Below are 12,468 nucleotides of genomic sequence, written 5' to 3'. Positions count from 1 at the left end.
AAGATAAACATCGCCAACATGAAAAAGACTCAGCATCTTATTTATCCCATTTTCTTATACATGGAAACCTGAATCCCGATGTTTTAGGACTATTCATCAAACAATTACACTTACCCATAAATATCTGAATTTAGCCCAATGGCATGTTTTCCATGAGCTGTAGCGAGACAGCGCAGATAAAAGAGCACGGCGTCTGAATCTGTTGACGCCTCCCGCCCTTTTACCGGATTGAGACAGACCTCACACCTGTACTGACGAAAGATAAGCAACGGAAGACGTTACCGCTGGCTAAGTAATCGTGCCGATATCAAACAAATCTTAATTATGTCTTTTATGTCTTCGCTTCATTGTTTTTATGGCGGTGGTCATCAATAGTGGTGTTCACACCAGACAAAAAACACCCGATATAAAATAATGAGAAATTTCTTTTTATCTCTTTTTCAGAGCAAAGAAAGCCGTATCAAACGCGAGTACGCAGAAAAAACAGCGTGTTATGAAGCTCAACTTAATGGCTTTGGTTGTTCGTTAATGAACCTGCCGCTGGCCTTAGAAGATGTGGTTAACCTGGTTGGCACAAAGTCGCTCACAGAGTGTGAAGTGGATGCGGAACTCTTTAAAGCCAAGCTCGAATACCATAATTTCGCGCTGACGAGCAGCCATACGCATATGGCAGAACTGGATTATCCAGGCCAGCAACTGATAGTCAGATACTGCCTGCAATATACGGTGCATGATTGCATTACCAGCGCCGCGGCGGTTGAACAAATTATCCCTTCGGCGCGTGAAATGGGGTGTTCGTTCTATCAGGCGATAGAAGCCGCCGCCCATGCAAGTCATTTAACGGTCGAAGAGGTTTTTGGCATCAAAGTGCGGCAATAAACTGACTGGTGTGAGAAATATTTTATCTTTTACGCTGGCGGAGAATATATTCTGCCGCAGGCAAAATCCGGCCAGGAAAAGACTCACATCATTGAAATGAAATAAAGCAGTGCAAGCTTTGTGACATAAAGTCGTGTATGGTAGCAGGCCATTCATCAGGAAAAACTCTATGTCACAACGCAAAGACTCAAAAAATCGCCGCAATTATCTTGTTAAATGTAACTGCCCTCACTGCACCCAATCTTCAGAACACAGCTTCTCCCGAGTCCAAAAAGGCGCGATGTTAATGTGCCCCCACTGCAGCAAAATTTTCCATCCAGAAAAAACCGCTTTCGCTTAATTTTACCCGCTCAGTCTCCGGCTCTTTTCGACAGCGGGCAAAAAAAAACCGACGCACTCAGCGCCGGTCTTTTCAGGGTGACCGCGAAATCAGGCGTTTGTGGCCGGTTTTGCCTCGCCCTTAACCTGGTCTTTTTCCAGCATGCGGCGCACCGGTATAATCAGCACCATCAGCACCGCAGCACAGATAAGCAGCGCAACGGAGCAGCGGGCGAAGAGATCCGGCAGCATATCAAGCTGATCGGCTTTGACATGCCCGCCAATCAAGCCTGCCGCCAGATTACCCAGCGCGCTGGCGCAGAACCACAGCCCCATCATCTGCCCGCGCATTCTTTCTGGCGCTAACAGCGTCATGGTCGCAAGGCCTATCGGGCTAAGGCACAGCTCACCGAGCGTCAGCATCAGGATACTGCCCACCAGCCACAGTGGTGATACCCCGGCACCGCCGTTACTCAGGACATTCTGCGCGGCCAGCATCATTAAGCCAAAACCCGCAGCGGCAAATAAAATACCAATCACGAACTTGCTGATGCTGCTCGGACGGATATTTTTCTGCGCCAGCTTCGGCCATGCCCAGCTAAACACCGGTGCCAGCAAAATAATAAACAGCGCATTAATAGACTGGAACCATACGGCAGGGATCTCAAAATCCCCCATCATGCGATTGGTATAATCGTTGGCAAACAGGTTAAAGGAGGTAGGCTTCTGCTCAAAAGCTGACCAGAAAAAGGCGGCTGAAACCAGCAGAATAAAGCACACCAGCAGCCTGCCGCGCTCTTTGCGGTTCAGACCGGCAAACACAAACAACCAGATGAAATAGAGCGCAACCGAAATCGCAATCACATACACCAGCATGCTGGCAACCGCGACAGGGTTGATAACAATAATGCCTTGCGCAATCAGGGTAATGATAATCGCCACGCCAACGGCCAGTGCCAGCAGCCAGCCGCCCACACCCTTTCTCTTCACCACCGGGCTATTCCAGGTGGAATCCAGCCCCACTTCTTTATCGTAGCGCTTCATGGCCGGAACGGCATAAAAGCGGAAGATAACCAGCGCGACCAGCATCCCGATGCCGCCAATACCGAATCCCCAGTGCCAGCCGTGAGATTTAATCAACCAGCCGGAGATTAGCGGCGCGATAAAGGAACCGATATTGATACCCATATAAAAAAGTGAGAAGCCGCCATCGCGACGCGCATCCCCTTTCTTATATAACGTCCCGACCATAACCGAGATACAGGTTTTGAACAAACCGGAACCCAGCACGATAAACATCAAGCCGATAAAAAAGAGGTTGTTGCCCATCACTGCAGACAGCGCGATAGAAAGATGGCCGAGCGCAATCAGAATCGACCCGTACCAGACCGCTTTTTGTTGACCGAGCCAGTTATCCGCCAGCCAGCCGCCCGGCAGCGCAGCCAGATACATGCTGCCGGCAAAAATCCCCACGATAGCGGAGGCATTTTCACGCGCCAGCCCCATCCCGCCATCGTAAACGGTTGCCGCCATAAACAGGATCAGTAATGGCCGGATACCGTAAAATGAGAAACGCTCCCACATCTCTGTGAAAAATAGCGACCCCAGCGGATAAGGATGACCAAAAAAAGTCCGTTGTTTTTGAGGCGTAGAGGAATGCATAAATTCTCCCGAAAAGGTATGCCGTCGTGCTTGCAAGCATTTAAACGAGGCCGTCCAACGTACTGTCTGGCCATTTTTTTACATTTAGCGAAATATTATTTAACCATTTGATAATCAAGCAGTGGTTTTGTCTAGTGCTAACCGGCAAACTTTAAGATGAAAAGTCGACGATTGTCTACTTTCTCAGTTTTTTTGTTGGCAATCCGCGAATAATCATTGACATCAACGTACCCGCAAAAAGCACCACTTCAGGTTTTACTTAAGTCATAACTATATCTGCCCGCATCCTGACTTCTTTCTTCCCCCCGCCACCCGCACGTTTTAAGAATAATCCCGCCGCAAGTGCCGACTATGCTTAACGTTTAAAAACAGTCAGCACGCTAACGAATGCGTCGCCTATTTTTTTCATTCATTTTGAATACCGGAGGCCAGGCATGAGCAACCAAGGCAATACCCCTGCAAATCCCTTTCCGGCAGCGACTGAACACCCGGAGCCAGAAACGCTTCTCCTGACCTTAAACGTGAACGGCAAAACGCAACAATTGCAAGTTGATCCGCGCACAACGCTTCTCGATGCGCTGCGCGAACATTTACATCTCACCGGCAGCAAGAAAGGCTGCGATCACGGGCAGTGCGGTGCCTGTACCGTGCTGGTGAACGGGCGCAGAATCAATTCCTGTCTTACCCTTGCGGTGATGCACCAGGATGCAGAAATCACCACCATCGAAGGGCTGGGAACACCTGACAACCTTCACCCTATGCAAGCGGCGTTTATTAAACATGACGGTTATCAGTGCGGTTACTGCACGCCGGGGCAAATCTGCTCCTCCGTTGCGGTGCTGGGCGAAATAGACGCCGGAATTCCAAGCCACGTGACGCTGGATTTGGTCTCTCCCCCGGAGATGACATCTGAGGAAATACGCGAGCGAATGAGCGGCAATATCTGCCGCTGCGGTGCCTATTCCAACATTCTTGCTGCTATCGAAGAGGTCGCCGGGGAGCCAAAACCATGAAATCTTTTACCTATGAACGCGTGACAACGCCTGGCGAAGCCGCCGCCAGCGCCCGGCGTAACACCGGGGCGAAATTTATCGCAGGCGGTACCAATCTGCTCGATCTGATGAAGCTGCAAATTGAAACGCCCACCCATCTGATTGATGTCAATGGTCTTGGGCTGGATAACATCGACGCGACCCCGGACGGCGGTTTGCGCATCGGCGCGCTGGTGCGCAACACCGACCTAGCTGCCGACACACGTATTCGCCGTGATTATGCGGTGCTCTCACGGGCGCTACTTGCCGGAGCGTCCGGCCAGCTGCGTAACCAGGCCACCACCGCAGGCAATCTTTTACAACGCACGCGCTGCCCTTACTTTTACGACACCAATCAGCCCTGTAATAAACGCACTCCTGGCAGCGGCTGCGCGGCGCTTAACGGATACAGCCGCCAGCTTGCGGTCGTGGGTGCAAGCGACGCCTGTATTGCTACCCACCCCAGCGATATGGCCGTTGCGATGCGGCTTTTAGATGCCGTGGTAGAAACTGTTAACCCGGACGGGGACGAGCGAAAAATACCGCTGGCGGATTTTTACCGCGCACCCGGCGATACGCCGCATCTGGAAACCGTGCTGACGCCCGGTGAGCTGATTGTCGCCGTCACATTACCCGCGCCGCCCGGCGGCACGCATGTTTACCGCAAGGTACGCGATCGCGCCTCTTACGCCTTTGCGCTGGTCTCGGTCGCCGCCATCGTGCAGCCCGACGGTACCGGGCGCGTGGCGCTTGGCGGCGTTGCGCATAAACCCTGGCGGCTGGAAGAGGCAGATGCGCAGCTCGCGCAAGGTGCTCAGGCGGTATACGAGCGTCTTTTCGCCAGTGCGCGCCCCACAGCGGACAATGCATTCAAGCTCAGCCTGGCGAAGCGCACGCTCGCCTCTGTGCTGTCGGAAGCGAGGGCCTGACAAATGAAATTTGATACTCCCGCAGGTGAAAACCCAATCGATCGGCTTTCTGTCGTAGGGCAGCCCCACGACCGTATTGATGGCCCGTTAAAAACAACAGGTCTTGCCCCTTATGCCTATGAGCGCCACGATGTTGCGCCCCACGCAGCCTATGGTTATATCCTCGGCGCCGGGATTGCAAAGGGGCGCATCACCACGCTGAATACAAAAGCCGCCGAACGCGCGCCGGGCGTGCTGGCGGTGGTGACCGCCGATAATGCCGGGCCGCTGGGTAAAGGCGAGAGAAATGCCGCCACGCTTTTAGGCGGGCCGGAGATTGAGCACTATCATCAGGCGCTCGCGCTGGTGGTGGCTGAGACGTTCGAGCAGGCGCGCGCGGCGGCGGCGTTAATTCAGGTGGAATATCAGCGCGAAGACGGCGCTTACGATCTTGGCGCTGAACAACCCGCGGTAACGACCCCGCCGGAAGATACGCCGGATAAAACAACCGGTGATTTCGCCACCGCCTTTGCCGGGGCAGACGTCAAGCTGGATGCGACTTACACCACGCCCGATCAGAGCCATATGGCAATGGAGCCGCACGCGTCGATGGCGAGCTGGCAGGGTGAGAAACTGACGCTTTGGACGTCAAACCAGATGGTGGACTGGTGTCGAACCGATCTGGCAGCGACCCTTAACATGCCGGTAGAAAACGTGCGCGTGATTTCCCCCTACATCGGCGGCGGGTTTGGCGGCAAGCTCTTTTTGCGCAGCGATGCCCTGCTGGCAGCGCTGGGTGCCAGAGCTGTGCAACGCCCGGTAAAAGTAATGATGGCCCGCCCGGATATTGCGAACAATACGACCCATCGCTCGGCCACCCTTCAGCACATACGCATCGGCACCGATAGCCGTGGGAAAATCATCGCCATTGCCCATGAAAGCTGGTCCGGCAACCTTCCCGGCGGCGCGCCGGAGACCGCTGTCAATCAGACGAAATACCTCTACGCGGGCGCAAATCGCCTGACCGGGCTGCGCCTTGCCCGGCTCGACTTGCCGGAAGGCAATGCCATGCGCGCGCCCGGTGAAGCGCCGGGTCTGATGGCGCTGGAAATCGCTATTGATGAGATTGCCCAAAAAGCGGGGATCGATCCTGTTGAGTTTCGCATCCTGAATGATACCCAGGTCGATCCGTCCAATCCCGAGCGCCCCTTTTCGCGTCGCCAGCTCATCGAGTGCCTGCGCACCGGCGCGGAGCGTTTCGGCTGGCTGCGGCGCAATGCCACGCCAGGCCAGCTTCGCGATGGCCGCTGGCTGGTTGGCTTAGGCATGGCGGCGGGGTTTCGCAACAACCTGGTGACCACATCGGGCGCACGCGTGCAGCTCAGTGCCGACGGAAAAGTGACGGTTGAGACAGATATGACCGATATCGGTACCGGCAGCTATACGATCATTGCCCAGACGGCGGCAGAAATGCTCGGCGTGCCGCTGGAGAAGGTCGAGGTTCGCCTGGGCGATTCCACCTTCCCTGTTTCCGCCGGTTCCGGCGGGCAATGGGGCGCGAACACCTCCACGGCGGGCGTCTACGCCGCCTGCGTGAAACTGCGCGAAACGATAGCCAGCACGCTGGGCTTCGATGAAACAGCACGCTTTGCTGATGAGCAGATAAGCGATGGCGCGCGCAGCGTTCCGCTTCACGAGGCGGCAGCTAACGGTACATTGATCGCCGAAGATAGCATCGAGTTTGGCAAGTTAGATGAGCAGTATCAGCAGTCCACCTTTGCCGGGCACTTTGTTGAAGTCGGCGTGGATATCGCTACCGGCGAGGTGCGCGTGCGCCGGATGCTGGCGGTGTGCGCAGCAGGGCGCATTCTTAACCCTAAAACGGCGCGCAGTCAGGTCATCGGTGCGATGACGATGGGACTGGGTGCCGCGCTGATGGAGGAGCTGGCTGTTGATACGCGCCAGGGCTATTTCGCCAATCATGATATGGCGAGCTACGAGGTGCCGGTTCATGCGGATATCCCTGAACAAGAGGTGATTTTCCTGGACGATACCGACCCGGTCTCCTCGCCAATGAAAGCCAAAGGGGTGGGTGAGCTGGGGCTGTGCGGCGTCAGCGCGGCGATTGCTAATGCTGTGTATAACGCGACGGGTGTGCGGGTGCGGGATTACCCGATTACGCTGGACAAACTGCTCAGCGCCCTGCCGGACGATGTATAAGGAGGCGCGATGCTGCACACTTCGCTGACAGGCCTGACGGACGATCTGCTGCTCACGCCGGAGCAATCGTTTCTGACCGACGACCGTCAGGCTATTTTACGCTTCGCGGTGGAGGCGTTAACGTCCGGCATGGATGCCGCGCTGGTGACGCTGGTGGAGATCCACGGCGGCGCAGCGCGCGCTTTAGGGGCGCAGATGGTCGTTCGGGAAGATGGTTCCTATTGCGGCTTTGTTTCCGGCGGCTGCGTAGAAGCTGCTGCTGCCTTTGAAGCATTGGCCGTCATCGCCTCCGGCGAGGATCGCTGCGTTCGCTATGGCGAAGGATCGCCCTGGTTCGACATCGTGCTTCCCTGCGCGGGCGGGATCACGCTCAGTATTCATAAGCTTCGCTCGGCGCAACCGCTGCTGGCCGTGCTAAATAGCCTGGCGCAGCGCGAGGCTGCCGGGCTGCGCTACTGCCCGCGAACGCAAACACTGCAAAGGGTGACGCCAGGCGTCAAAACCGGCTGGCAGCACGGTACATTTATCACAACTTACTCTCCCGGCGTGCGGGTTATGGTTTACGGACGCTCTATCGAGGCGCAAACCACCGCAGCGCTTGCTCAGGCGGCCGGGTATGATGTTGTTCCTCTTGACGACACCACGTCGCAAGCCATAGATGCCGACAGCGCCGTGCTTCTGCTCTGGCATGATTTGGAGCGCGAGCTGCCCGTATTACAGGCAGCGCTGGCCGCCAGGCCTTTCTATATTGGCGCGCTGGGCAGCGAGCGCACGCATGCCAGGCGGGTGGAAAAACTCCAGGCGCAGGGCTTTAGCCAACAGGCGATAAACCGTATCAAAGCACCGATCGGCATCTTCCCCAAAGCGCGGGATGCGCGCTCGCTGGCGCTGTCTGTGCTGGCGGATGTCGCGGCGGCGCGCCTTCGCCAGGGAGAGGGGTGATGCGCTCCCCCGTCGTGATTATCCTTGCCGCCGGGCGTGGAGAACGCTTTTTTGCCTCCGGCGCAACGATGCATAAACTGGACGCCACGCTGGGTGAGCACACGGTGCTGGCGCATACGCTCCGGGCGGTCGCCGCATCTCACCTGCCGTGGTACCTCGTCAGACCCGACGGCGGCACCGCAGGGATGGGCGATTCTATCGCTCTGGGCGTTCGCGCCAGCGCTGAGGCATCCGGTTGGCTGATCCTGCCCGCCGATCTTCCCCTGATTCAGCCTGCGTCCCTGCGCCGCGTTGGCGAAGGGTTGCAGGAAAAACCTCTCGTTGTGCCGCACTATCGCCAGCAGCAGGGGCACCCGGTAGGTTTTGGCCGCAAGTTTTTGCCCGCGCTGCTGGCGCTGTCCGGCGATGCGGGGGCAAAAGAGATAGTGCGACGCGCACGGCGGCAAAAAGGCGTGCTGGATCTCGCGCTTACCGATTACGGTATCGTGCGCGATATTGATACGCTGTATGATTTAGAAAAAGCGCGGCAATTATTCAACCCCTGCCAACATGATGGCAGCGGGCGACAACGATATTTGCCTTAAGCGTTACGGGACGGCGAGTTTGATCCTGGCGCAGGGGAAAATTATTAGCCGAACCTTTTATATTTCAATCTTTAGAATCACAGAAGGGTAAAACGCTTTTAATTGGCTTGCTTGTGTAAAGATACCTCTTTCCATGCACACCTTATAAAACTCACCGCAAGCAGCGGGAATCTCGTATTGATATATCCTTAGATTAGACCCGCTGCATAAGCGAATAAAATCAATAAAAACAATCAAAAGTGCAGGTTTAATAGTTCAAAGGCGATTAAAAACAGCGGGGTCACTGTTTCTTATTTAAGAAATAGTCTTTTAAAACAAAGAGAAAAAATAAATACGTCACCACATTAAACAAATTGAAAAAAATAACAGATCAGACCAATAAGAATGCCTAAAATAATATTCTGATTGCGTTTATAAACCTGCTCTTTTCTTGTTATCTGTAGGGGCATTTAACCGCGCGACTAAAGAAAGTCGCGCGATGCGGATAGTGAAACAACGGGCTGTCGTTTGCGGGCGATTAGCGCTCTCTCTCACCGCTCGCGCAGCGCCTCTTTGACTTTATTCAGCGGCTTAAGCAGATAATCAAGCACGGTTTTGCTGCCCGTTTTAATATCAACGGTGGCAATCATGCCGGGAAAAATAGGGAAAGTTTTATTCTGTTTATTGACCAGATGATTACTGTTGGTGCGAATATAGACCCGGTAGTAGTAGTTATCTTTTTTTACCTCATCCTGAATAGTGTCCGGGGAGATAGTGGTCACTTCGCCTGCAACCCACCGTAAATTGAGTAGTCATAAGCGGTGATTTTCACCAGCGCCTGCTGGCCGGGATGCACAAAAGCGACGTCGCGCGGAGATATTTTGGCTTCAATCAGCATCTGATCTTCAAGCGGCACAAGGCTCATCAGTTTGCCATTTGGCGCGATGACGCCCCCCACCGTGGTGACATCAATATCTTTCACGATACCGCGCATCGGCGCGCTAAAGGTCAGGCGGACCAGCGAATCCTCACGCCCACGGATCACAGAGCGCTGTTCGTTAATATCAGCATTCGCTTTTGCCAGCTCTTCCCGCGCCCGCACAAAGTACTGGTTTTGCATCTCGACAATTTTATTTTCCATCTCGTTTTGCTGACGTTGCAGACGCAGCACTTCCACGCTGCCCGCAGCACCCAGCTTCACCAGCGGTTGCGTCATTCTTAGCTCTTGCGAGATAAGCGCGATGCCTTCGCGTAATCCGGCCACGCCTTTCTCAAGACTTTCCCGGCGCGAGCGATAAAGGGCTGTCTCCTGTTCAACCAGACCTTTATCAACAGAGGCAGGGAAAATCAGCGCTTTTCCATTTACCTCGGCATTCAGGCGCGCCGCCGTTGCCAGCGCCGCGTTCAACCGCGCCTGGCTCTCCTGTACGCTGGCTTCTGTTTTCGTCCGGTCAAGCTGCGCCAGTTGCTGGCCGCGCTCAACGATATCGCCTTCATGGACAAAGAGTTGTCGAATAATGCCCCCTTCCAGCGACTGGATCATTTGCTCATGGCGCGATGGCACGACTTTGCCGTTTCCCGTTGTCACTTCATCGAGATGAAACGCGTTCGCCCAGACCACAAACGCCAGCACCAGGGTAAACATCGCCAGCGCGACCATTGTCGGACCAGGCAGACGCGGCTCGCGTAACCGACTGTTGTAGCGGGTTATCTCGGTCATAACACCTCCTCAACAGAGGGATCGTGAGTCTGCCGGTTATGATTAAACGTGACGGTGCGCAGATGCACTTTTTGTGACGCAGACATGACGTTATGTGCCTGCATGATCTCCTCTTTTGGCCCATCCAGAACAATCCGCCCGTTTTCCAGCACGATGATACGGTTGACCATATTAAGAAGCGGCAGGCGATGGGTCGCTACCACGAATGTCTTTTGCCCGCCGATCCAGTGCGTCAGGTGCTTAATAAATTGAGCTTCACTCATCTCATCCAGCCATGCAGTTGGCTCATCCAGCAGCAGTATGCGAGGCGATGTCAGCAGCGTGCGGGCCAGCAGCAAGGCCTGGCGCTGCCCTCCGGATAAGCCTGCGCCGCCCTCGCTCAGCAGGTAGTCCAGGCCCATTTTTTGCCTGCGAACGAACGCCAGCGCGCCGCTCAGAACCAGCGCTTGCTGAATATCTTCATCCGTTGCCAGTGGATTTCCCATCACGATGTTGTCGCGCACGGTGCCGAAAAAAAGGTGGGCATGCTGGGGAAGAAGCTGCGTATCGCGACGCACATCGGCGGGATCGAGATGGTTAAGGGCGATGTCATCAAGCAAAATGGTGCCCCGCTGGGGTTCGAGCATCCCGGCCAGGATCTGCAAAAGCGTACTCTTACCCGAACCGTTACGCCCGAGTACGGCAATACGCTCTCCCGGGCTGATGTGCAGACGGGAAATATCCAGCACCTCGCTCATCTCTTCCCGATCGTACCAGAACCCTATGTTTTCCAGAAAGAAGTCTCCCCGCAGATGCGCTTTATGGATCTTTTTGCCGTGAGTGGGCCCGTCAATCGGGCGTTGCATTAAATCATTAAGCCCTTTGAGAGCCACCTTTGCCGACTGCCAGCGGGAAAGCACGCCCGATATCTGCGACAGCGGCGCGATGGTACGCGAGGCAAGAATCGACGTCCCGACCAGCGCACCGGTGGTCATTTCCCCGCCAATCACCAGAAAACAGCCGACCAGCAGAACCACGGCGTAGACAATCGACTGGACTTCCTGCGTCCAGGTCATTAACAACCCGGTAAGCCAGCGCTGTTTCATACTGATGCCGGAGGCAACATCATTGGTATTGTTCCACTGGTTTTGAAAACGCTGCTCGGCGCGCATTAACTTAATGTCGTCAATGCCTTGCACCGCTTCGACCAGCGTGGCGTTGCGGATGGCCGATTCACGCATTCCATCATTCGATAATCTTGCCAGCGAGGGCTGTATTAATAGCCCAGGGATCACCAACAGCGGCACTGCGGCCAGCACGACCCACACCAGGGGGCCGCCAATTAACCAGAGGATAGCGACAAAAAACACAAAAAAAGGTAAGTCGGTGATGGCGGCAATGGTGGTGGAGGTGATCAACTCACGCACGGCTTCCAGTTCACGGAGCTGAGCGATAAACGAGCCTGTCGATTTTGGCCGCTCCCCGCTTTTGATGCGTAGCGCATGGGCAAAAACCCGGTCGGAGACACGCAGGTCGGCGCGCTTACCGACGACGTCCGAAACATGCACACGCAGCATGCGCATGATCATTTCAAACAAAATGGCCAGCATCACCCCGCCAAACAGCACCCACAACGTCGGCTCGGACTGAGAGGGCACCACGCGGTCATACACCTGCATGGAAAAAAGCATGCCGGAAGCGCCAGCACATTTGCCACGAGCGCAACCAGCATGATTTCGCTATAGCGATGCCAGTCTTTCAGCGCCAGTTGCCAGAACCAGCTTTTTTTGTAGGGTTTAATATAATCATCGACACGGGCGTCCGGCGTCGATTCAAGGGGGCGCAACACAACCCGGTTGACCAGGCGCGCGGCCAGCTCGGCACGCGTCAGAACGATTTCCAGACCGCCCTCGCCGCTGAGTTGCAAACTGATGTTGCCTTCGCTGTCCATACGGTTAATGACCGCCACCTGATGACCGGTGAATTCCGCCACCAGAGGCAACCGCCACGGATCGATCAACGCAACGTCTGCGGGCGCGAAACGCAGCCCCATGCCAGGCTGGCGCGCCATATCTTCCAGCACTAATTGGCGCGGCGACTCACTTTCATGGCTAATGGTCACGCGGACATGTTCTTGCGAAAAATCCAGCCGATAGCGTTTTGCTACCACGACCATCGCCTGTAGCCAGGGTTCATATTGCTGATGAAAACTCACCATCGTTACCCTCCAGCGCCTTTTTCAGACA

General features: G+C 55.2%; 12 protein-coding genes. 7 read left to right on the top strand and 5 right to left on the bottom strand.

Annotation, left to right across the window (positions count from 1 at the left end; all coding sequences use genetic code 11):
• Nucleotides 1–414: 414 nt before the first annotated feature.
• Both ACTU3N_RS19270 and ACTU3N_RS19265 read left to right on the top strand, forming a co-directional pair.
• Complete coding sequence (locus tag ACTU3N_RS19270) at nucleotides 415–879, top strand: hypothetical protein (protein WP_443087742.1); 465 nt, start codon at nucleotides 415–417, stop codon at nucleotides 877–879.
• 133 nt (nucleotides 880–1,012) lie between these two features.
• Entirely contained in the window at nucleotides 1,013–1,219 is a 207-nt protein-coding gene (locus tag ACTU3N_RS19265) for a YnfU family zinc-binding protein (RefSeq protein WP_443087741.1), read from the top strand.
• An 89-nt stretch (nucleotides 1,220–1,308) separates the two neighbouring features.
• Here the strand turns inward: ACTU3N_RS19265 and ACTU3N_RS19260 are convergent, their stop codons facing one another.
• Nucleotides 1,309–2,859, bottom strand: coding sequence for a peptide MFS transporter (locus tag ACTU3N_RS19260; RefSeq protein WP_443087740.1), 1,551 nt, complete (start codon nucleotides 2,857–2,859; stop codon nucleotides 1,309–1,311).
• A gap of 434 nt (nucleotides 2,860–3,293) precedes the next feature.
• Here ACTU3N_RS19260 and paoA point away from each other — a divergent pair, with 434 nt between their 5' ends.
• The 5 genes from paoA to ACTU3N_RS19235 are packed head-to-tail and all read left to right on the top strand — an operon-like array spanning nucleotide 3,294 to nucleotide 8,544.
• Nucleotides 3,294–3,872, top strand: a complete 579-nt coding sequence (gene paoA, locus ACTU3N_RS19255; protein WP_443087739.1) for an aldehyde dehydrogenase iron-sulfur subunit PaoA — start codon at nucleotides 3,294–3,296, stop codon at nucleotides 3,870–3,872.
• A complete protein-coding gene (locus tag ACTU3N_RS19250; protein ID WP_443087738.1) occupies nucleotides 3,869–4,819 on the top strand; it encodes an FAD binding domain-containing protein in 951 nt (316 codons plus the stop codon). Before paoA ends, ACTU3N_RS19250 begins: the two co-directional genes overlap by 4 nt.
• A 3-nt stretch (nucleotides 4,820–4,822) precedes the next feature.
• Complete coding sequence (paoC, locus tag ACTU3N_RS19245; protein ID WP_443087737.1) at nucleotides 4,823–7,018, top strand: aldehyde oxidoreductase molybdenum-binding subunit PaoC; 2,196 nt, start codon at nucleotides 4,823–4,825, stop codon at nucleotides 7,016–7,018.
• A 9-nt stretch (nucleotides 7,019–7,027) separates the two neighbouring features.
• The gene (locus ACTU3N_RS19240) at nucleotides 7,028–7,960 is read left to right on the top strand and encodes an XdhC family protein (protein ID WP_443087735.1); all 933 of its coding nucleotides are present in this window, start codon (nucleotides 7,028–7,030) and stop codon (nucleotides 7,958–7,960) included.
• Nucleotides 7,960–8,544: a nucleotidyltransferase family protein gene (locus ACTU3N_RS19235; RefSeq protein ID WP_443087734.1), complete on the top strand. Its 585-nt coding sequence runs from the start codon at nucleotides 7,960–7,962 to the stop codon at nucleotides 8,542–8,544. The genes ACTU3N_RS19240 and ACTU3N_RS19235 overlap by 1 nt, the downstream gene beginning before the upstream one ends.
• A gap of 530 nt (nucleotides 8,545–9,074) precedes the next feature.
• Here the strand turns inward: ACTU3N_RS19235 and ACTU3N_RS19230 are convergent.
• Genes ACTU3N_RS19230 through ACTU3N_RS19215 form a run of 4 tightly spaced genes read right to left on the bottom strand, consistent with a single transcriptional unit; the run spans nucleotide 9,075 to nucleotide 12,440 of the window.
• Entirely contained in the window at nucleotides 9,075–9,305 is a 231-nt protein-coding gene (locus ACTU3N_RS19230; RefSeq protein ID WP_443087733.1) for a hypothetical protein, read from the bottom strand.
• Nucleotides 9,302–10,243, bottom strand: coding sequence for an HlyD family efflux transporter periplasmic adaptor subunit (locus tag ACTU3N_RS19225; protein WP_443087732.1), 942 nt, complete (start codon nucleotides 10,241–10,243; stop codon nucleotides 9,302–9,304). Before ACTU3N_RS19225 ends, ACTU3N_RS19230 begins: the two co-directional genes overlap by 4 nt.
• Nucleotides 10,240–11,913, bottom strand: a complete 1,674-nt coding sequence (locus ACTU3N_RS19220; protein ID WP_443087731.1) for a type I secretion system permease/ATPase — start codon at nucleotides 11,911–11,913, stop codon at nucleotides 10,240–10,242. The genes ACTU3N_RS19225 and ACTU3N_RS19220 overlap by 4 nt, the downstream gene beginning before the upstream one ends.
• Complete coding sequence (locus ACTU3N_RS19215; RefSeq protein ID WP_443087730.1) at nucleotides 11,832–12,440, bottom strand: hypothetical protein; 609 nt, start codon at nucleotides 12,438–12,440, stop codon at nucleotides 11,832–11,834. The genes ACTU3N_RS19220 and ACTU3N_RS19215 overlap by 82 nt, the downstream gene beginning before the upstream one ends.
• Between the last annotated feature and the right edge of the window lie 28 nt (nucleotides 12,441–12,468).

The organism is Vagococcus sp. WN89Y, from assembly GCF_052220145.1.
Lineage (GTDB): Bacteria > Pseudomonadota > Gammaproteobacteria > Enterobacterales > Enterobacteriaceae > Kosakonia.
This window is presented reverse-complemented; position numbering and strand designations above follow the sequence as displayed.